Origin of the sequence: Cupriavidus sp. DF5525, assembly GCF_040149425.2 — a bacterium.
Taxonomy (GTDB): Bacteria; Pseudomonadota; Gammaproteobacteria; order Burkholderiales; family Burkholderiaceae; genus Cupriavidus; species Cupriavidus pickettii_A.
The window spans coordinates 1,112,991-1,133,257 of the sequence record NZ_CP168266.1 but is presented as its reverse complement, the minus strand read 5'-3'; the positions used below and the strand labels follow the sequence as shown (position 1 = coordinate 1,133,257).

At 64.7% G+C, this 20,267-nt stretch carries 19 protein-coding genes; 11 read left to right on the top strand and 8 right to left on the bottom strand.

Going from position 1 to position 20,267, the window contains the following annotated elements:
* Window positions 1-24: 24 nt before the first annotated feature.
* A complete protein-coding gene (locus tag ABNX08_RS26455; protein WP_022538657.1) occupies window positions 25-1,227 on the bottom strand; it encodes an ABC transporter substrate-binding protein in 1,203 nt (400 codons plus the stop codon).
* Window positions 1,228-1,606: 379 nt separating this feature from the next.
* On the opposite strand from ABNX08_RS26455, the gene ABNX08_RS26450 reads away from it, so the two are divergent.
* The 3 genes from ABNX08_RS26450 to ABNX08_RS26440 all read left to right on the top strand — a co-directional run bounded on the left by ABNX08_RS26450 (window position 1,607) and on the right by ABNX08_RS26440 (window position 3,422).
* Complete coding sequence (locus ABNX08_RS26450; protein WP_022538656.1) at window positions 1,607-2,431, top strand: FadR/GntR family transcriptional regulator; 825 nt, start codon at window positions 1,607-1,609, stop codon at window positions 2,429-2,431.
* 204 nt (window positions 2,432-2,635) lie between these two features.
* Window positions 2,636-2,962: a hypothetical protein gene (locus ABNX08_RS26445; protein ID WP_022538655.1), complete on the top strand. Its 327-nt coding sequence runs from the start codon at window positions 2,636-2,638 to the stop codon at window positions 2,960-2,962.
* Window positions 2,963-3,068: 106 nt separating this feature from the next.
* Window positions 3,069-3,422 carry a DOPA 4,5-dioxygenase family protein gene (locus ABNX08_RS26440; RefSeq protein ID WP_022538654.1) on the top strand — a complete coding sequence of 118 codons (354 nt, stop codon included), beginning with the start codon at window positions 3,069-3,071 and terminating at the stop codon, window positions 3,420-3,422.
* Window positions 3,423-3,462: 40 nt separating this feature from the next.
* On the opposite strand, the gene ABNX08_RS26435 is transcribed toward ABNX08_RS26440, so the two are convergent.
* The 3 genes from ABNX08_RS26435 to ABNX08_RS26425 all read right to left on the bottom strand — a co-directional run bounded on the left by ABNX08_RS26435 (window position 3,463) and on the right by ABNX08_RS26425 (window position 5,951).
* Complete coding sequence (locus ABNX08_RS26435) at window positions 3,463-4,233, bottom strand: ferredoxin--NADP reductase (protein ID WP_022538653.1); 771 nt, start codon at window positions 4,231-4,233, stop codon at window positions 3,463-3,465.
* Window positions 4,234-4,616: 383 nt separating this feature from the next.
* Window positions 4,617-5,375, bottom strand: coding sequence for a cell envelope integrity protein TolA (gene tolA / locus ABNX08_RS26430; RefSeq protein WP_022538652.1), 759 nt, complete (start codon window positions 5,373-5,375; stop codon window positions 4,617-4,619).
* A 42-nt stretch (window positions 5,376-5,417) separates the two neighbouring features.
* Window positions 5,418-5,951, bottom strand: a complete 534-nt coding sequence (locus ABNX08_RS26425) for a hypothetical protein (protein WP_022538651.1) — start codon at window positions 5,949-5,951, stop codon at window positions 5,418-5,420.
* Between the two features lie 355 nt (window positions 5,952-6,306).
* Here ABNX08_RS26425 and ABNX08_RS26420 point away from each other — a divergent pair, with 355 nt between their 5' ends.
* Both ABNX08_RS26420 and ABNX08_RS26415 read left to right on the top strand, forming a co-directional pair.
* Complete coding sequence (locus ABNX08_RS26420; protein ID WP_022538650.1) at window positions 6,307-7,455, top strand: CaiB/BaiF CoA-transferase family protein; 1,149 nt, start codon at window positions 6,307-6,309, stop codon at window positions 7,453-7,455.
* Between the two features lie 94 nt (window positions 7,456-7,549).
* Entirely contained in the window at window positions 7,550-8,803 is a 1,254-nt protein-coding gene (locus tag ABNX08_RS26415; RefSeq protein WP_022538649.1) for a CaiB/BaiF CoA-transferase family protein, read from the top strand.
* 212 nt (window positions 8,804-9,015) lie between these two features.
* Here ABNX08_RS26415 and ABNX08_RS26410 read toward each other — a convergent pair whose 3' ends face one another.
* Complete coding sequence (locus ABNX08_RS26410; protein ID WP_349605926.1) at window positions 9,016-9,462, bottom strand: nuclear transport factor 2 family protein; 447 nt, start codon at window positions 9,460-9,462, stop codon at window positions 9,016-9,018.
* A gap of 751 nt (window positions 9,463-10,213) precedes the next feature.
* Here ABNX08_RS26410 and ABNX08_RS26405 point away from each other — a divergent pair.
* The 3 genes from ABNX08_RS26405 (at window position 10,214) to ABNX08_RS26395 (ending at window position 12,663) form a co-directional block, all read left to right on the top strand.
* Complete coding sequence (locus ABNX08_RS26405; protein WP_041682079.1) at window positions 10,214-10,639, top strand: organic hydroperoxide resistance protein; 426 nt, start codon at window positions 10,214-10,216, stop codon at window positions 10,637-10,639.
* Window positions 10,640-10,658: 19 nt separating this feature from the next.
* A complete protein-coding gene (locus ABNX08_RS26400) occupies window positions 10,659-12,074 on the top strand; it encodes an epoxide hydrolase family protein (protein WP_022538646.1) in 1,416 nt (471 codons plus the stop codon).
* 112 nt (window positions 12,075-12,186) lie between these two features.
* A complete protein-coding gene (locus ABNX08_RS26395; protein ID WP_022538645.1) occupies window positions 12,187-12,663 on the top strand; it encodes a DUF6130 family protein in 477 nt (158 codons plus the stop codon).
* Between the two features lie 100 nt (window positions 12,664-12,763).
* Here ABNX08_RS26395 and ABNX08_RS26390 read toward each other — a convergent pair whose 3' ends face one another.
* Entirely contained in the window at window positions 12,764-13,723 is a 960-nt protein-coding gene (locus tag ABNX08_RS26390; protein ID WP_022538644.1) for a GlxA family transcriptional regulator, read from the bottom strand.
* A 251-nt stretch (window positions 13,724-13,974) separates the two neighbouring features.
* Here ABNX08_RS26390 and ABNX08_RS26385 point away from each other — a divergent pair, with 251 nt between their 5' ends.
* Window positions 13,975-15,420, top strand: a complete 1,446-nt coding sequence (locus ABNX08_RS26385; protein WP_041681783.1) for an amidase family protein — start codon at window positions 13,975-13,977, stop codon at window positions 15,418-15,420.
* A 144-nt stretch (window positions 15,421-15,564) separates the two neighbouring features.
* Here ABNX08_RS26385 and ABNX08_RS26380 read toward each other — a convergent pair whose 3' ends face one another.
* Together ABNX08_RS26380 and ABNX08_RS26375 are read right to left on the bottom strand one after the other, a co-directional pair.
* On the bottom strand, window positions 15,565-16,992 hold the full coding sequence (locus tag ABNX08_RS26380; RefSeq protein ID WP_022538642.1) for an MmgE/PrpD family protein: 1,428 nt from the start codon (window positions 16,990-16,992) through the stop codon (window positions 15,565-15,567).
* Window positions 16,993-17,077: 85 nt separating this feature from the next.
* A complete protein-coding gene (locus ABNX08_RS26375) occupies window positions 17,078-18,049 on the bottom strand; it encodes a tripartite tricarboxylate transporter substrate binding protein (protein ID WP_022538641.1) in 972 nt (323 codons plus the stop codon).
* Between the two features lie 335 nt (window positions 18,050-18,384).
* Here ABNX08_RS26375 and ABNX08_RS26370 point away from each other — a divergent pair, with 335 nt between their 5' ends.
* Both ABNX08_RS26370 and ABNX08_RS26365 read left to right on the top strand, forming a co-directional pair.
* Window positions 18,385-19,236 carry an IclR family transcriptional regulator gene (locus tag ABNX08_RS26370; RefSeq protein ID WP_022538640.1) on the top strand — a complete coding sequence of 284 codons (852 nt, stop codon included), beginning with the start codon at window positions 18,385-18,387 and terminating at the stop codon, window positions 19,234-19,236.
* Window positions 19,237-19,280: 44 nt separating this feature from the next.
* On the top strand, window positions 19,281-20,222 hold the full coding sequence (locus tag ABNX08_RS26365; protein WP_022538639.1) for a LysR family transcriptional regulator: 942 nt from the start codon (window positions 19,281-19,283) through the stop codon (window positions 20,220-20,222).
* Window positions 20,223-20,267 lie beyond the last annotated feature (45 nt).

The window sequence follows — 20,267 nt, the reverse complement described above, 5'->3', positions numbered from 1 at the left end:
CCCGCGTGAGGCCAGTCAGGCCAGTCAGGCCATCTTGCATTGGGTCTGGTCGACTGGCAGGAACGCCTTGCCCACGCTCACCACCTCGGCGTAGTCGTCCTTGTCCTTCATGCGCGCTTTGGCCTTGCCCTTGAGCAGGTAGTAGTTCTTCAGCACCTGGTGGTCGGCGGCGCGGATTTCTTCCGGCCCGGTCAGGCCTTCGAATTTCATGCCTTCCAGCGCGGCGACCACCGCCTTCGGATCGGCGCTGCCGGCCTTGATCATGCCGTCGACCATGATCTTGGTGCAGATGTACGAGCCGGCCAGGCTGTAGTTGGGATTGGCCTTGAACTTGTCATTGGCACGCTTGACCAGCTCGCGGTTCAGCGGCGTATCGACGCCGTGCCAGTACTGCGCCCCGAAATAAACGCCTTCGCACAGGTCAGCGCCGAGCGATTCAAACTGCTCCAGCCCCGATGCCCACGCCACCAGGATGGTGGTGTTCTTCTTCATGCCGAAGCTGATGGCCTGGCGCAGGGTGTCGGACGATTGCGAGCCGAAGTTCAGGATCAGCAGCACGTCCGGCTTGGCTGCCAGCGCATTGGTCAGGTAGCCGCTGAACTCTTTCTCGGTGAGGGCGTGGTAGCTGTTGCCGACATGCTCGATGCCCTTTTCCTTGAAGATCGTCTTGGCTGCGGACAGCAGACCGTCGCCGAACACATATTGCGGCGTGATGGTGTACCAGCGCTTGGCCTTCGGCATCGATTCGATCAGCGGGCGCACGGTTCGCTCGATCGCGCCATAGGTCGGCACCGACCAGCGGAATGTCGCGCGGTTGCAGTCCTTGCCGGTGATCTCGTCGGCGCCGGCGGTGGTCACGAACACGCCGCCGAATTTCTCGGCCTCCTTGCCCATGGCCAGCGACTCGGACGACAGGATGCCGCCGGCGAAATAGCGCGCGGTCTTCTGCTGTGCCAGTTCCTGCACCTTGCGCACGGCGGTGGCCGGCTTGCCCTCGGTGTCCAGCACGCTGTACCGCAGCGGCCGGCCCAGCACCTGGCCGTACTGCTCGATGGCGAGCTTCATCCCCAGGTCCGCGAACTTGCCGTTGGCCGCGAAGGCCCCGGACATCGGCACCGGGCAGCCGAATTCCAGCGCTTCGCCCGCTGCGAACACGTTGCGGCCATGGATGAGGGAGGCAGGGACGGCAGACAGCGCCGCCAGTTTCAGCAGGTCACGACGATTCAAGGCTCACTCCTCGGTGTGTGGGGGATCGGGCTGCGCGGGGCGAAAGCCTGGGACCCGCCGTGTCACCGGCGCTCCACCGTCTCCCCGACATGCATTCGGTGATTTCCGCCCGGCGCCGACTTGCCGAGCAAGAATCGAACCTGTTTATCCTATTTATCATGATAAATAGAATAGAATCATCTTAGGAGTGGGCCAAAGTCGTTGTCAACAAAAGGGATCTCAGGGTTTACGCACCCGCGTTGGCGGCGTTCGGTGGATGGCGTTCAGCTGGACAACCGGCATAGTCCGCCTCAAAACGGCGCACGCAGGGCACTAGAATGGGAGCGCCGCAATTGGGGGGACTGCCTGCGGTGCGCAAGTAATTTCAAGGAAAGAGGCAATGGCGATGTTTCGCGAGGGGACGAGTGGCGCCATCGAGATCCGCAAGCAGAAGCGCGCGGACCTGGTGGCGGAGGAACTCAAGAGACTGATCACCCAGCGCAACCTGCGCCCCGGGGACAAGCTGCCGCACGAAGTCAAGCTGCAAGCGATGTTCTCAGTCAGCAAGAGCACCATCCGCGAGGCCTTGAAATCACTCGAGGTGCAGGGGCTGATCAGCGTCACCACCGGACCGGCCGGCGGCGGCACGATCGTGGAAGTGCCGCTGGACCGCACGTTCCAGCTGATGCAGAACTACCTGTTCTTCAAGGACGTGGGGATTGCGGATATCTACACCGTGCGGCGCCTGCTCGAACCCGAGCTCGCGGCGGGAGCGGTTCCCCACCTGACGGAGGATGACTTCCGGGCACTGGAGCGTACGATCGATCTCTGCGACCCGGCATCCGCCGCGGCCGCGACCCCGCTGCTTGACCAGCGGCAGGAAGACCTGACCTTCCACGACATTCTTGCGGCGGCCAATCCCAATCCGATGCTGCGCTTCTGCTGCGAACTGATCAATGAAATGATCCGCCAGCTGGTGGTGTTCGGTAACGACACGCCCGCCTGCGAGCACGAGCGCTTTGGCGCGGCCAACGTGGTTTTCCACAAGCGCATCGTCGCAGCTGCCCGCGACCGTGATGCGGAGACGGTACGCTCCCTGATGTCGGCCCATATGGAAGAGTGCACGCATTACGTGACACGTATGAACGGCCGCATCCATGGCCGCCTCGTGCTCGATTCCGAAATGCCCAGGCGCGGCCGCGTGGTGCGGACAGACGAGGCCTGACGCCCGGGCCCCGGGGACACATCGGAGCAGGCGACCGATCCTGACCTACACTAAAAAAGCGTCTTTCGCGTGCTCGGGTGCCGCTTTGACGCTATGCAACGTCGCTGGCAACCGATTGAAGCGGGCGAATGACGATGGCTCGGGCAACACACCATCACTTGCTGCCTGAATTCATCTGGAACTGATGTTCAAGAAGGGGGCATCATGTTGCAAGCCAGTGAAATCCAAAAGCGTTTTACTCATCTACAGCAAACCATCAGCGAGACATCACAGACCTGCCACGCCGACGCGACGACTCCAACAGACTTGATGAACTGGGTGGATGAGCTCGATAAGGAATGCAAATCGGCAACGAAAGTCATGTCGTCCAAGGATGACGATCGGATCCGGCAGTGGGTCGATGATCTCGAACGCATCGGTGATCGTGCAGAGCGCGCTTGCCTACAGGCCGGCGGGCTCGACGCAAAGGTCAAGGATGCAATTACCTCGATGCATTCGGAACTCTCCGACCTGAAGCACCAGCTGCACTGACCCGCCTGATCGCCCCGGCCCAGCCCGCCGGGGCGATTTTTACCTCGCCGCCGTCAACCGGAGTGAATGCAGGCAGAATTGCAGCATTCACACACTCGAGCTCACCATGACCAGCCTCGACCCAGCGGCAATCGTCAACTGGCACGCGCATGTGTACTTCGATGCTTCAAGCCGCGATGCGGCGTGGGCGCTCAGGGAAGTCATCGCGGTACGCTTCGGAGCCGTAGCGCAGATAGGCCGTTTCCATGAACGCCCGGTAGGTCCCCATCCGCTGTGGTCGTATCAGCTCGCGTTCGACCGCGCACACTTCAATGGCATTGTCGAATGGCTGACGCTGAACCACGGCATGCTGGATGTATTTCTCCATCCGAACACGGGTGAGGCCTTGCGCGATCATCGCGATGCCGCCATGTGGATCGGCCACTCACATCCGTTGAACCTGGCGGCGCTGGGCGGGTAGCAAGACCGACAGCTTCCCAGCCGCAGCCCCTGCCAGCCGCTCAGCCGACAAAGGCCTTTTCCAGCACGAAGTGGCCCGGCTCGCTCATATTGCCTTCGAGGAAGCCGCGCGCCTCCAGCAGGCCCCGCACTTCCTTGAGCATATCGGGGCTGCCGCACAGCATGACGCGGTCGTTTTCGATGGAGAACGAAGGAACATCGATCCGCGCGAACAGTTCGCCCGATTCGATCAGTTCGGTGATGCGGCCGCGATTGTGAAAGTCCTCGCGCGTGACCGTGGGGAAATAGACCAGCTTTTCGCGGACCAGGTCGCCCAGGTATTCATGCTGCGGCAGATGCTGGGAAAGCAGTTCGCGATAGGCCAGTTCCTCGACATAACGGCAGGTGTGGGTGAGCACGATCTTGTCGTAGCGCTCATACACCTCAGGGTCGCGGATGATCGACAGGAACGGCGCCAGGCCGGTGCCGGTGGCGAGCAGCCAGAGGGTCTTGCCGGGCAGCAGGTTGTCGACCAGCAGCGTGCCGGTCGGCTTCTTGCCGACGAAAATCTGGTCGCCCTCGCGCAGGTGCTGCAGGCGCGAGGTCAGCGGGCCGCCCGGCACCTTGATGCTGAAGAATTCCAGGGTGTCTTCGTAGTTGGGGCTGGCAATGCTGTAGGCCCGGAGCAGCGGACGGCCATTGACTTCCAGGCCGAGCATGGCGAACTGGCCATTCTCGAAGCGAAAGGCCGGGTCGCGCGTGCAGGTGAAGCTGAACAGCGTGTCGGTCCAGTGGTGAACGGAGAGTACGGATTGCTGGTAGAGATTGCTCATGGAAAAAAACGCCAGAGCCTGCCGGCAAGGCCGGCGGGCGAGGGTGGTGACCAGGAGGCCGCGCCAGTCAGCGCGGGCCCGCGAAACGGCGGATCACAGAGATGAATGATCCACTTGCTCGGGCGTATTGTAGAACGCCAGCGAGGGACGCATCGTGCCAGCCACGCATCGCCGCGAGATTGTGCTGGTCAGTACTGGACCGGAGCGCGCAGTTTGGCGTTGGCAATCCTGCTTCCTGGCCAAGTGGTTCGCCAGATGGTTTGCGACCGGGCCGGGTTCGAATGAGAGGAGGGCGTAACATACCTGCGCGCGATTCGGATCGCGCCATCCCGATGGGGGCAGGTACTTTGCGCTGACTGACAGCGATGTCGCCCCGGCGGGCACTACGAGCCGCGCAGGTCCTTGGGCCAGAAGGTAATCAAGATGTTGGCCGGCGCGACGCCGTTTTCGTCGCGCGGCAGCGGGTCGGATCGCGACACCGCGCGGAGGACAGCGTTATCCCAGGCCGTATTGCCGCTTGACTTGGCGAGCCTCGTCGACAGCACCGAGCCGTCCGGCGCCATATGCACGGCGACTACCGCTGCCGGATTGCCGCTGACTTCTTCATTGAAGATGATGTTCGGCTTGACCCGTTGTCGCACCCGCTCGGCATACCCGGACGAAGCCTTCGCGGCGGAGCCGGTGCCGGCCCCGGAGCCGGCACTGCCTGCCTGCGCCTGCGCCTGCAGCCGTGCCAGTTCGCTTTGGCGCTGGGCCGTGCTGGCCTGGCGCTGCGCTTCCGCCGCCTTGCGCTGTGCCTCCTTTCGTTCAGCCTCTGCGCGGGCCCGGCTCTCGCGCAGCGCTTGTGCTTCCTCTCGCGCGGCACGCTCGGCCTTGCGCTGTTTCTCCTGCAGCGAGATGTCGGCCTCTTCCTCTTCGACCGGCTTCGCGCTCGGCACCGGGGTGGTTGGCGGCTCTGTCATTGCCGTTTCCGGGATGGCCTCCCACAGTTCGGCCGTGACGCCCTCCGGCGCCGCGCTGCGCCAACGCACGCCGTAATAAAGCAGGGCACCCAGCAGCAGGTGCATGAGCAGGGCCAGCAGGAAGCACGTCAAGGTGCCCCGTTCACGCACGGGCTGATAGGGATAGGCGACGTTCTGCATGGATCGCACGTCTTGCCGCTGCTCGTTTCCGGGCTTCCTTGCCTATGCACCGGTCGAGACGCCAGCTCCGCCGGCGGGCTCGTCTACGTGCCGCTCCAGTTTCAGGTACGAGTCGGCCGCGACCAGGCCGAACACGATGTGGGCAATGGCGGTCACCCAGCCTCGCGCTTCAGCAAACCATGGGAAGGCCGCGGTCATTCCGTGGAAATTGACCAGGTACAAGACCAGACCGAAAAGCGCTCCCACCAGCGAGGCCATACCGACGCTCGAATCGAAGCGGAAGGGCGCCATGATCGTCGCCAGGATCAGCGCGAACACGACGGAGAGAACGAAGTGGACCACGACGGCTGCGACCAACACGCTCATCTGGAAGGTGGCAGCTTGCGTCAACACGTCAGGGCCCAGCATGACGGCGGCGATCATGGTCAGCGGTTTCCAGGCGCTGACCCCCATCAACATAGCCGCAAGCAGGTCGAGTACGAGGAATACCACCCCGGCAACGATGCCTGCCAGCGCCGCCGCACGCCAGTCCGGCCACCGGTGCGCGTAGCGATGCGATTGCATATGAAGTTCCATGACATCCTCCTTTGATGCGGCAGAAACCAAAGCCGCTTTCCAAGGCGCAACTTCATTTTATGGGGTGCAACCGCATGAACCAAGGTGGGAGGCAAACTAAAAGAGTTTATAACAGCACTTTTTGTGAATGGTCACGTCGCTTGGCGCGTTGATGAAGCCACTGGCCTGGGGGCCGCGGACAACGCAGCCGCGCCTGAGCAGGCGGGTCGTGGCGGCGCTCCCGTTTCGATCCCTCCGAATCGCCGCTTCGGAAAAGGCCAGTTGGCCGGATGGCGGCTCGCCTCTACTCTTCCCGCATGCATCCGACCCAAGCAGATGCAACACAACGCATATCAATCCAAGGAGCGTATCAGCAATGCATGACTTGCCTCTCGACGGTGTGGTGGTGGTCGAGCTGAGCGACAGCGCTTCGGCGCCGTTCGCCGGCCAGATCCTGGCAGCGCTCGGCGCGGACGTCTGGAAGATCGAGCGGCCAACGGGGGATTCGGCGCGCGGCTGGGGACCGAGCAAGTGGAAGGGCAGCGGCGCGGCCTTCCATGCCATCAACCGCGGCAAGCGCTTCATCAGCCTTGACATCAAGGACCCCGGCGAGCTGGCCAAGCTGCACCAGCTGATCGCGGAGCGCGCCGACGTTTTCTTCCACAACCTGCGGCCCGGTTCGGCGGCGCAGTACGGGCTCGATGCCGACAGCCTGCGCGTGACCAAGCCGGAGCTGATCTGCTGCGAAGTCGGCGCCTTCGGCCACCAGGGCCCGCTAAATACCGCGCCGGGCTATGACCCGCTGATGCAGGCCTTCGCGGGGATCATGAGCATCACCGGCGAGGAGGGCCAGTCGCCGGTGCGCGCCGGGGTCTCGATCGTCGATTTCGGCACCGGCATGTGGGCTGTGATCGGCATCCTGGCGGCGCTGATGCGCCGGCAGAAGAAGCACGTGGGCGCGACCGTGCACAGCTCGCTGCTGGAAACCGCGATTGCCTGGATGTCGATCGGCGTCGCCAACTACAACGCCGACGGCGAGCCGGGCTCGCGCCATGGGTCTGGCGTCGCCTTTATCGTGCCGCATCGCGCTTACCCGACTGCGGACGGTGATCTGATCATCAGTTGCGCGAACGACGCGCTGTTCGCCCGGCTTAGCGAGACGCTGGACCGGCCCGAATGGGCGCGTGACGAGCGCTTTGCCACCAATGCGGGGCGCCTGCGTAACCGCGCCCTGATCGACGGGCTGATCGGCGAGCGCCTGGCCGAGCAGCCGCGCGCCTGCTGGCAGGAGCGGCTGGGCGCCGCCGGGCTGCCGTGCGCCCCGATCCAGACGACCGAGGAACTGGTGCACCACGCGCAGACGGAGGCGCTGGGCATCATCGGCAAGCCGTCAGAGGATGAGCTCGCTGTCGTCGGCTTGCCGCTGTCGTTCAACGGCAAACGTCCGCCGCCATTGTCGGCGGCGCGGGAAGTCGGCTACGACAACGCGGACCTTGAGTTCCTGGCCAGGCGGCCCAAGGCTTGACGACCAGGCGACATTTCACAACGGGGAGAGACATGACCGACGTTCCGCAAACGACGCGTCTCTTCGCCGAGATGCATGACCAACCCGAGTAACCATGAACGCCAACGCGAATGCTGCCGCCGCAGCCACCACGAACAAAACTGAGCGACCCCTGAGCGGCGTGCGAGTCCTGGCGGTCGAGAATTTTGTTGCCGGACCGTTTGCCTCGATGTGGCTCGCCGATGCCGGTGCCGAGGTCGTCAAGGTGGAGTCGCGCGACGGCGGGGATTTTGCGCGCAGTACCACCCCGGTGAAGAGCGCCGGGGACGGCTCCTTGCAGAGCTTGTCCTTCCTGCGCAACAACCGCAACAAGAAGAGCGTCACGCTGGACCTCAAGCATCCCGAAGGCAAGCGGATATTCACGCAACTGGCATGCGAGGCGGACATCGTCCTTGAGAACCTGCGGCCCGGCGTGATGGACCGTCTCGGCATTGGCTATAGCGCGCTGCGGGAGCACAACCCGCGCCTCATCTATGTCGCAATCTCCGGGTTCGGGCATGAAGATGTGATGCCGAGCCCGTACACGGACTACCCGGCCTTCGACATCATCGGACAGGCGCTGAGCGGGCTGATGTACCGGCCCGAGCGCCAGGGAGACCGGCCGACTTACCTCGGATTCTCGATGACCGACCTGCAGGGCGGCATCCTTGCCGCACAGGGGGCGCTGCTGGCTCTTTACCAGCGCGAACGAACCGGGTTGGGCAAGAAGGTCGACATTTCGCTCTATGACGCCTCGCTGGTGCAGAACGAGATCTCGGTGGCGATGTACTCCGCATTCCATCAGCCGGCGCCGCCCGGGCTGCACGCCGTGACCGCGCCGTTCGGCACCTTCCGCGCCAGCGACGGGTATATCGTCATCGCCGTGCTGGGGGATCATATCTGGCAGCGCTTCTGCCACGTGATCGGCATGCCGGCCCTGCTGGAGGATGCGCGCTTCCAGGACGGTATGGCCCGCAGTGCCAACAGCGATTTGCTCAACCCGCATATCGACGCATGGCTGGCCACGCGCACCCGCGCCGAGGCCGTCGAAGCACTGCGCGAAGGCGGGGTTCCGGCCTCCGCGGTCAATGACATTGCGGATGTCTTCGAATGCCCGCACGTTGCCGCGCGCCAAATGCTGATGACCCTGCAGGACCCGGCATGGGGCGCCATCCAGGTCGCGGGCAATCCGATCAAGATGTCGGAGACGCCCGAGCCGGAGGCTGGCCTGCCACCCCGGCTGGGTCAGCACACCGAGAGCGTGCTGGGCGACTGGCTGCGCATGAATGCGCAGCAGCTCGAGGCACTGTACTCGTCGAAGGTCGTCTGACCAACGTAGGGGCATCTGGCTCGAAACCATCAACGTCTCAACGGATAGGGGGTCCCCGAAGTGACAAGTCTTGAAGGAAAGGTCGCCATCGTCACCGGCGGTACAGGCGGGATTGGGAAGAGGGTCGCGTTACAGTTGGCTGCTCACGGTGCCATCGGCGTGCCCGGGCGCTTGATCTTCGTTCATCGGATTCTCTCGATGGTGGCCGCCCGCTACTGAATCGGTGGCACCTCAGGTGTCGGGGAAAAGTGGTGCTGAAGGATTTGCCATACCCCTTGACGCCTGACAAGCACCCACGTCGTCCTTAGTTCGGAGAAGGTCTCGCGTCCATCCGCGAGCACGAAGCGGAATTTCGCGTGCCCTTGCGCCAGCAGCATATCCGTGCCGAGTTCGATCACGGTTTGATCGACAAGGGACATGGATGCCGAAAGGAGCGTTCCGGCATACGAGCTGAAGTAGGCCAGGATCTCCGGCTGGCCGACGGCGTGGCCTGGGCGGCCGCCGAAGAATAGCGCCTCAGGCGCATACATGGACGTCAGCGCGTCGACATTCCACTCCCGTGCGGAGGCATTCCACCGGCGCTCGACGTCTCGCAATACTGCGTGCGCTTGCTCGGAAGCTGCGCTCGCGGTGGATTGGTGTCCGGTGCTGGTTGCCATGTCGTTGCCTCGCCTGGCTGGGGCGTTCCCCGCCATTGTCTTCCTCCCAGCTTTGGAGGCAATGCTACGACGACGGCGCAAGGCGGCACAGCCGGATCGATACAGTGTTCCGTACCCTGAAATTCGATTGCGATAGCGATAGCCGCGCCACGACGGTTGTCAGCAAGGGCGCTGTGCTCATCGCCATGACTTCATCGGGCAGGCTGTGGGCCAGGGAACCGTTTCAAAGTACGGGAGACTTCGTGCAAAGCCATTGGTTATCTGCCGGAGGTACAGCATAGTGAAAGCGTGCATGCCGGAAGTCGGTAGCCGCTGTCTCCATGCTCACTGCTGAGTGAGCTTAAGCCCCGAACGGCTTGCCGCGGGGCTCTTTTTTTGCAGTCGAAGAACCTTCCAATCCCCGTCCGAGAACGCGCGTGTGGCCGCGAGCGACGACGCGCGTATCGCCCCGCGCACCTTGATGCCTGCGAACGGATTGGCGAGCACGCAGCGCAGCGCTGCTGCATGAGCCATCGATACCAGAGGTGAGGTCGGACATCTCGAAGTCCGAGGCGGCCGCCGTGTGAACCCTATGGAAGCCGGGAAACACTTCCGAGCCCGACGCACTTCATGTTGGCATAAAAGGAGGGAAGTTAGTCCGTCAAGCCAAAGCCCAGGCTCCTATCATCATGTCCATCGCACCCGATTAAAGCGGAACCGATGTATGCGCTTCGGCGACGAAGCATTGCTCAAACCATGTAAGGAAATCATCATGCCCAACAAGCTCGATCTAGTGCTCTACACGTCATATACCCGCGTCACCGGCGGCCGCGAAGGCGCCGGCCGTTCCAGTGACGGCGCCATCGACGTCAGGCTGAGCACGCCCGGCTCCGGCCGGCCTGGTACCAACCCCGAACAGCTGTTCGGCATCGGGTACTCAGCCTGCTTCATCGTTGCCGTCGAAAGCGCCGGCAAGCAGTTGGGTGTCAAGCTGCCGAAGGACGCGGCCATCGACGCCGAAGTGTCGCTGGGCAAGACCGACGGCGGCGCCCACTATGGCCTCGGCGTGACGCTGAAGGTCAGCCTGCCGGGACTGGATGCGGCCGTGAAGAGGCAACTGGTGGAAACCGCCCACCAGACCTGCCCATACTCGCGCTCCCTTCGCGGCAACGTCGACGTGGGGTTCGAGATTCTTTAAGCACCGCGGAGCTACGTCCATGACTCACCCAAAGACTCAGAACCCGCCCGGAAGCGACCAGTTAGCTCCATCGCTTCCCGATACAGCTGCGTCCTCGCCGTTCAGCCGGCGCAGCTTCCTTGCCGGTTCGGCAGCCGCGCTTTTCGTCAGTCCATTCGCGTTCGCCTCTCGCAGCGCCGCCGCGACCAGCGCTGACGGACTCGCGGTGTCGGCGGCATTGGCCTCACGCCAGGCGGCCGACAACGAGGCGATCCGCCCCTTCCGCGCGCACGTGCCCGACGCCGACCTCGCAGATCTCCGCCGCCGCCTCGCGGCGACCCGCTGGCCAGACAAGGAGACTGTCGCAGATCCGTCGCAGGGCGCGCAGCTTGCGAACCTTCAGGGACTCGTCCGCTACTGGGCGACTGATTACAACTGGCGCAAGGCCGAGGCGAGGTTGAACGCCTTCCCGCAGTTCATGACGAGGATCGACGGGGTCGACATCCACTTCATCCACGTCAAGTCGCGCCACCCGAACGCGCTGCCGGTCATCGTCACGCACGGATGGCCGGGCTCGGTCTTCGAGCAGATCAAGCTCATCGGCCCGCTCACCGACCCCACCAGATACGGCGGCCGGGTGGAGGATGCCTTCGACGTCGTGATTCCGTCCCTGCCGGGCTTCGGCTTCTCGTCGCGACCGACCGAGACAGGCTGGGGATTGGATCGCATCGGCCGGGCGTGGGACGTGCTCATGAAGCGGCTGGGATACACGCGCTACGTAGCGCAGGGCGGAGATTGGGGGGCGGGCGTCGTCGAGAGGATGGGGCTGCAGGCGCCGGCGGGACTGCTCGGCATTCACACCAACTTGCCGGCGGTATTGCCTCCCGACGCAGCCGAGGCCTTCGCCAGCGGCGGACCCGCACCGGCGGGACTCTCCGACAAGGAGCGCGCGGAATTTGACGCCCTTAGAAACTTCACCAGGAACGGGGGCTGGACTTACCTGACCATGATGAGCTGGCGGCCACAGGCCGTCGGCTACGGGCTGACGGACTCCCCGGTTGGCCTCGCAGGGTGGATGCTCGTGCATGGCGGGTTCGGAAAGTGGGCGTACGGCAAGGACCCGAAGCAGACACCGACGAAAGACGACGTGCTGGACAACTTCTCGCTGTACTGGCTGACGAACACGGCGGTCTCGGCAGCGCGGCTTTACTGGGAGAACCGCGAAGAGAACCTTGTCAGTGCTGCCGCGCAGAAGACCCACGAGATCGTGCTCCCGGTGGCCATCACGGTGTTCCCAGACGACGATCTCTATCGAGCCCCGCAGACGTGGGCCCGCCGGGCTTTTCCCAACCTGGTCTACTTCAACGAGGTCGACCGAGGAGGTCACTTTGCCGCCTGGGAGTACCCGGGGCTCTTCGCGGCAGAGATGCGTGCGGCGTTCAGGACGCTGCGATGAGCTCGAGGACGCGGACGACCCTCGCGCTCCACTCGCGCCCCGTCCGCGTCTTCACTTCGAACCGCGCATTGATCCGCACAACCGCAATCCAAATTTTGAACGAGAAACTACAATGATCATGCTTATAAAGACGCTTGCCGTAATCGCGGCTGGCACCGTGCTCGCCACGAGCGCCTTCGCCCAGAGCGCGAAGGACATCCGCGGCGCTTCGCCGTACGTCGCGGTCGAGAATGAACCTGCCCCGAAGTTGATCGTGGATCCCCCGCTTCCCGAGGGGCTGGCCCACGGCATCTTCTGGGCTCAGTACCGAGTGGAGAACTTGCGCATCGCACCCGTGTTCGGGCCGGAGGCCGCCAAGGTATCTCCACGTGTCGGGCATCTGCACATCACGGTCGACGACCTGCCCTGGTGGTGGGCGGATCCGAGCGACGACAACACCGTCGACATAGCCGGGCTGCCGCCCGGCCAGCACAAGGTGAAGATCTCGCTGGTTGACGCTAACCACAACGTCTTCCCAGGACAGGTGGTGACACTGGAGTTCACCGTACCTGACCAGAAGGGCGCGAAAGCGCACTCACATAAAAGCTGAGCCCGAGGACGTGGACGCGCGCTCCACTCGTGCCCGCCCGCGTCCTCACTACGGTTCCCGCATCAATCCGCACAACCGCAATTCCCCGGCAGTCAGCCGTTCACGTCAGAGCCGAATCTGCTGCATGTCGCGAGCGGGCCGCTCGCTTCAACGCCTGGGGCGGTTCGCCGAAGACGCGCAGGAACGCCCGCCTCATTCGCTCCGGGTCGGAGAAGCCAGTTTCACTCGCGATGCGCTCGATCGTGAGTCGATCCGCCTCGACAAGAATCCGAGCCGTTTCCGCGCGCAGCCGCTCGACGGCGCGCGCAGGAGACTGACCGGTGTTCAACCGGAACTCGCGGCTGAAGTGGCGCTGGCTCATGTGGACGGCATGGGCGAGCCGCTCCACCGACAGGTCTTCGCGCAGGTGGTTCTTGGCGTAGGTCAGTGCCGCCTGGATGCGATCGGACTTGGATTCCAGCTCCGACAGCGCCGAGAACTGGGACTGCCCACCCGAGCGGCGATGGTGAACGACGAGCTGTCTTGCGACCGCTCCCGACACGTCGCTGCCCAGGTCGCCCTCCACCAGCGCCAGCGCGAGGTCGATGCAGGCGGTCATGCCGGCCGAGGTCCAGACGGTGCCGTCGCGCACGAAGATCCGGTCTTCTTCGACCCGGATCGACGGATAGCGGCGCTGAAGCTCCCGCGCATGGGCCCAATGCGTTGTCACGCGACGGCCCTCCAGGATCCCGGCCTCGGCCAGGACGAAGGCGCCGGTGCAGATGCTGGCCATGCGCCGAGTGGGCTCGAGCGCGCGCGAGAGCACCCGCAGGAGTTTGGGCGACGACGGCTGCGGCGTGGTCGCCCCGGCCACGATGAGCGTGTCGTAGACGCTCGGATCCAGCACAATCGTGTGAACCGCCGTGCCCAGCGAGCTTTTCACCGCACCGCCGCTTTCGGAGACGACATGGATGTCATAGGCAGCCTTGGGTGCAGCAAGGTTGGCCATCTCGAACACCGAGATGGCCACTATGTCCAGGATCTGGAAGCCGGGGAACACCACGAGTCCGACGCGTTTCATGTTGGCCTAAAACGAGGGAAGTTCGTCATTCAAGCTAAAGCCTAGGCCCTTATCCTTGGTCTGTCAAAGACATCCATTGCTTCCCATCCGCCCCCTCAGGGCATACGACATTCGAAGGTAGAGTAATGAGCTCAAAACACTCCCCATCTGCGGCCCAGAACCCCGACCAGTCCGGGCGCACGCTCGCGATCGACCGACGCCAGCTCCCTGGGGCGGCCGCCGCAGCGGCTTTCGGTCAGACTGGAGAACTCATGGCCGCAACGCGTTCGGCCAGCGCCGGTGAATTGCACGAGCTCGGGCTCGCAGCTGCAGCACGTGCAATTCGAAACGGGGAGATTTCCTCGGAGGCATATGTCGGGAAGCTGCTGGAACGAGCGCGTGAGCACGCCGACTTGAAAGCGTTCATCACAATCGATGGCGCCTCAGTGCTGGAGGCCGCAAGGCAAGCCGATCGATCGCTTCGAGCAGGACGCAGTGCTCCCTTGCTTGGCGTGCCCCTGGCGGTCAAGGACAGCTACCTGACCAAGGGGCTGACCACCACCGTCGGCACTTCCGTGCTGGCCGCCTTCAAGCCGACGCGGGACGCTGAGGCGATTACAGGTGTGAAAGATGCGGGGGCGATCATCTTCGGAAAGAACAACCTGGTGGAGATGTCGTACGGCCTGACGGGGCTCAATGCACACCATGGCCAGGTGAAGAACCCCTACAACAAGGCCAACGTCACGGGCGGCTCCTCCAGCGGGGCAGGCGCGTCGGTGGCTGCTCGCATCGTTCCCGCTGCGCTCGGGGGCGACACTGTCGGCTCGATCCGTGTTCCCGCCTCGTTGTGTGGTGTGGTGGGATACAAGCCGACGCCGGGCCGCTGGCCGGCCCAGGGCGTGGCCCCGATATCCGACACCCTCGACACGACGGGTCTCCTGGCGCGCAGCGTGGAAGACTGTGAGCTCGTGGACGCCGTGCTCACCAGGAGCCCTGTCCACAGCTCCGACGTAAGCGGCAACCTGAAGGGCGTCAAGTTCGCCTACGCGCCTCGGCAGTACCTGGCCGACGTGGACGGTGAGGTGGAGCGCGCGTTCCGCGAGACCTTACGACAGCTTAAGGACGCAGGAGCCGAGCTGGTGGAGGTCGATCTAGGGGAGGACTTCCTTGCCCTTGCCGATAGCACGACGTGGCCCATCTTCTTCCATGAGACGATGCCCGCCGTTCGCAGATTCCTCGCTGCCAACGCGCTGCCCGTTTCCTTCGAGCAGATCTATGCGGGGTTGGGCGAGAACATCATGAGTGGCTGGTCGCACTTCGTCGTGTCCTCCGGCGCAGGCTACGTGTCCGATGAGAAGTACCTCGCCGCACTTAACGTGGGCAGAAAAGAGCTGAGCCGCCGGCTTGCGGCGATTGCGTTCGGACAGGCCGATGCGCTGCTCTTCCCGACCACGCCGTGTGCAGCGCCTCGTATCGAGAATCAGTGGAAGTTCCGAGTCGGCGGCAAGGACTTCACGGACCTCTTCCTGTCCCGGAACACGCATCCGTCGAGCTCCGCCGGCGTGCCCGGTATCAGCATTCCGATGGCACTGCACTCGGAAGGGCTTCCACTCGGGCTCGAGCTCGATGCGGCCGCCGGTCGTGACCGTGAGCTGCTCACCCTGGCTCGCCGAGTCGAACAAGTCATTGGGCGCCTTCCCGGACCCACTGGGTTCTGAGCTGCACCCACAGTGACGCGAAGGCCGAGAGGCCTTCCTGGCCAACTGCGAACTGTACAATCTGCATGAAAAGGACGATCCCCCCATTTCGCGCTCAGAGAAACGGGGGGCTGCCCGCCAGTGCAGGCCCCGGCTTCTGCGTCGCTATTGCTTTCCCGGCCGTACGTCAGCAAGAATAGACGCGATGTTCCCCACGTTCTCCAGGTCCAGCACCGCGTCGATGACGCGAGCGATGTTGGCGTCGGGAATGACATCCCGCGCGTTGTCACGGAACTTCTGCACCAGCTCATCCGTGCTCATGTAGCTGTCCGGATCGGGGGAGGGGCTCCCCTTCGGGTAGCGCCGCTCGCCGGCAAAGGTCTGGCCGCGCGCCGACACCTCGATCCTGGCCGGCCGGCTGGCGGCATGGCCGGTCAGCAGCGCCACGTAGTCGGGGTGCACCGCATGCTCGACCTTGCTCATCAGGCGCATCACGGATTCGCCAAACACCAGTTCCGGATCCTGCCAGGCCTTGCCCGGCGGCACGCGATGCGCACCCAGCGCGATCCCGTGCGCGATGCTGAACTGTGCGTCGTGCACATGCCGGATCTCACGGTTGAGCCAAACCGGCTGCTCGACGAAACCCTCGACCCAGACCTTGATGCCGTCGATCTCGTCCGGCCGCAGTTCGTTCTGGTCGACGATCTCGTTGAGGCTGTCCAGCAGCGCATGCAGGATGCGGCAGTGCGGGTAGGGCTTGTAGGCCTGCTCGGTGGGAAACTGCCAGTCGGTGCCGAGTGCCGCGAGGATGCGGTCCGGCTCCCAGCGCGTGGTGCCGATGAAGCGCGGGAAACCGTATTCGCGGTCATCGAGGATCTGCAGGTCGCCACGGTGGCCGAACTCGGCCATGTGCGCGGCGGCCATGGCCGCCTGCGTCAGCGCGCCGGCAAGCAGGTACTTGATGGTGGAGCTGGGCGCATGCTGGAACCAGGCGACCTGCGAGTTCACCGGGCTGATGCTGCCGGCAATCCCGAGCGCATGCGCTGTCGTCTCCGCGCCCAGTCCCTTCAGCTTGACGATGGCCGCCGTCGCGCCGAAAACGGTGCTGCTGTAGCCATAGATCTTCGGCGGCGAGACCTTGCCGTCCTTGGTGTCGCGCAGGTAGTCCATGGCCTTGCCGAGCCGGTACGACATCTCGTGCGAGACCGCCAGCGCGGCAATCAGGTCCTGGCCGGACCGGCCCATGGCTTCGCCGACCGCCAGCGCACCGGGCAGGACATAGGGCGTCACGTGGCCCGGCGGCACCACCGCATCCATGTCGAGCGCGTTGATCAGTTCGCCGTTGGCAAAGGCCGCGCCGACGACCGACACTCGCTGGTCGGTGCCGATGATGGTGGCGTCGCCCGCGGCGCCGCCCATCAGTGCGCCGTAGTCGATGCCGATCTTGCCCTTGGGCTGGTCGACGGCGGCCAATGCGCATCCCAGCGAATCGAGGACGATGCGCTTGCATTCGTCCACGACGGCAGAGGGCAGCGTGTCGTAGGTGCCTTGTTGGCTGAAGCCGGCCAGTTGCTCGACGATGGTTGTTGCCATTGCATTCTCTCCAGGTAAGGTGTCGGGCCCCTGCGGCAGGGGCTGGCAGGGGCCGCTCGGCTTGTAGTTCGGCTTGTCGTTCGGCTTATTCCTTCGGGATGCCCAGGTCCGCCACGACCTTGATGTTGCGCTGCAGGTCCTGGCGCAGGAACTCGGTGAATTCCTCCGGAGACATGTTGCCGGCTTCGGCGCTGTCCCTGCGGAACCGCTCGCGCACGGCTTCGCTTGCCTGCGCCGCCTTCAATGCCTTCGCCAGCCGCATGACCACCGGCGTTGATGTACCGGCAGGCGCCGCCAGGCCCATGTAGACATGGAAGCTGTAGTTGGGCAGGCCCTGTTCGGCCAGTGTCGGAATATCGGGAAACGCCGCCAGGCGCTTGGGTGACGAGACCGCGAACGCGCGCAGCTTGCCGTCCTGGACGTACGGGCCCGACGAGTTGGCGCCGTCAAAGATCATGTTGACGCGGCCGCCAAGCACGTCCGGCATGGCGCCGGCGTTGCCCTTGTAGGGTACGTGGAGCATCTTGATGCCGGCCTGGTGCACGAACAGCGCGGCGGCCATATGGGTACTGGTGCCCATGCCTGCGGTGGCATAGGACATCGTGCCCGGGCTGGCTTTCGCATGCGCGATCAACTGGGGCAGGGTCTTGTCCGGCTGGGCGGAGAAGCCCACCATGATCAGCGGGGCCTTGTTCATCATGCCGATGCCGGTGAAGTCCCGCGCCAGATCATAGCCCGGCTCCAGCTTGGTGGCCTGCGCCAGCGCCAGGGTATTGGCGGTGGCGAGGATGGTGTAGCCATCCGGCTTCTGGGCTTTCACATAACGGATGCCAAGCATCCCGGCGGCCCCTGCCATGTTTTCCACGACCACGGGCTGGCCGAGATTCTCGGCCATCTGCTGCGCCACGGCGCGGGTCGTGACGTCGAGCAGCGCGCCCGGCGCCGAGTTGACGATGATCCGCACGGGCCTGGCCGGGTAGGCGTCCGCTGCGAATGTCGGGGCTGCCGCCAGCGCCATGATGATCGCGCCGCACAGGCGTTGAAGGGGATGGGTCATTGCTGCGGTCTCCTGTCTCGATATCTTTATTGGCAGCCCTGCGTGCAGGGTGCGCGTATGCATGCATGGTCGGAATGCGGGGCAGGCGAGGTCAATGCCGGGCTTGCAGGCGTTCCGTGCAATGAGCGGGCAAGGCGGACCGGGCCGCGCGGGCGCCGGGATGTGGTGACCGCGGCGCGTGGGTGCCGCGCGCGCAAAGGGGGTTAACCCCCATGGAACTCCACCGATCCCGCGCTCAGACTCTACCTAACGTTCGTCAGGTACGGGCGCGTCGGCCAGGCGCCGCGTGCAGGTGGGTATCGGGCGCAAGCACACCCAAGGATACGGAGACGCCCATGTTGCAGCAAGCAGGCGCGAGGCCGCGAGACCATCAACCCGGCATCGGCGCGATCTGGCCCAGGCCGGGCCGGTCCGCTACGGCGGAAAGCCAGGTGCGGGTGGTGCCGCTGGCACGCGGCCTGGCCGTGCTGGCCGCCTTCGGCCCGGAGCAGGCCTGGCTGGGCAACCAGGAAATCTCGCTGGAAACCGGCATCCCCGCGCCCACGGTCACGCGGCTGCTGCAGTCGCTGGTCGCACTGGGCTACCTGCACCACGACGAGGTGCGGCGCAAGTACCGGCTTGCGGCCGCCTCGCTGGCGCTCGGCTATGCGGCGATCGCCGATCCTGCCGTGCAGCGCGAGGCCAGCATCGAGATGCGCAAGTTCGCCGAAGCGACCGATACCTACGTGGTGCTCGGCACGCGCGACCGGCTCGATGTGATCGTACTGGACAGCCGGGTCGGCAGCCAGGCGGTGCTGGACCTGCGCCTGACGCCGGGAACGCGCCTGCATATCGCGTCTTCGCTGATGGGATCGGCGCTGCTTGCGGCGATCCCGGAACTGGAGCGCTGCTACCTGCAGGGCAATGTGGAGCGCAAGGCCGGCCGCGACTGGCCTATGCTGCGGCGGCGCATGGCCGAGAAGATCTCGCAGGTCCATGAGCTGGGCTTCTGCATGTCGCTCGGCGAATGGGAGCCTGAGCTGGCCAATGTTGCCGTGCCGGTGTGCGTGCCGGAGCAGCCGCCGCTGGTGCTGGCCTGCATCGGCCGCACCGCGCGCATGGCGCGCGCCCGCGTCGAACGCGAGCTGGGGCCGCGCCTGCTGGCGATGGCGCAGGTGCTGCAGGAGCGGCTGGCATCGCGCGAATAAGGCGGGCAAAATAGGCTGGCCCCTTACCATCCCGCCAGCCTTTCATGACCGAATTCAACCGCCTGCACCTGATCCGGCAAGTCGACCTGTTTACCTTGCGGCTGTTCCTGTCCGCTGTCGAAGAGCAGCAGATCGGTCGCGCCGCGATCCGCGAGAATATTGCCGCTTCAACGGCGACCAAGCGGATCCAGGACCTGGAAGATATTGCCGGCGTCAAGCTGCTCGAACGCGGACCCAAGGGCGTCGTGCCCAGTCCCGCGGGCGCGGTGCTGGTGCGCTACGCACGCGAGATCCTGGACAGCATCGAGAACCTGCGCTCCGAGATCTCCGCCTTCACCGAAGGCATGCGCGGCAAGGTGGTGGTGGCTTCGGCACGGTCGATCATCGCTCCCTTTCTTGCCCGTGAGCTGGGCGACTACGCGCGCGATTTCCCGCTGGTGGAGCTGGTGGTGCGCGAAGTCGAGAACGCCGCGATCATCGAGGCGGTGTCGCGCGGCGATGCCGACGTAGGCGTGTTCGCCATGGCCCACGAGCTTGAGCTTGGGGGCGTCGACGTGACGCCGTACCGCCGCGATCGGCTGGTCGCCGTGGTGCCCAACACGCACGCGCTCAGCGCGCGCGAAACGGTCAGGTTCGAAGACCTGCTGCCGGAACGGCTGATCCCGGTGGAATCGATGCTGGGCATGTTCCGCGCCGCGGCCAAACGCCTGGGCGCAGAGTTCGCCCCACCGTTCCACGTCGTCAGCGCCGGGGTCGCGACCAGTCTGGTGCAGGCCGGACTGGGCGTGACCGTTCTGCCCGAATGCCTGCTCAGCCACGATATGTTCGACCAGGTCACCAGCGTTGCCATCGACGAGTCATGGGCCGTGCGCACCACCCATATCGCCACGGCACGAGGTCGTGTCCTGAGCCCGCCTGCCGCCGCACTGATGAAGCAGCTGCTCGACCGCCCGCACGGCGAGCCCGCCGTTTCAGGGCAGGGCTAAGCGCCACCGCGCACCACTGCGCGGCTGCGCATCCGGGCGCCTCCT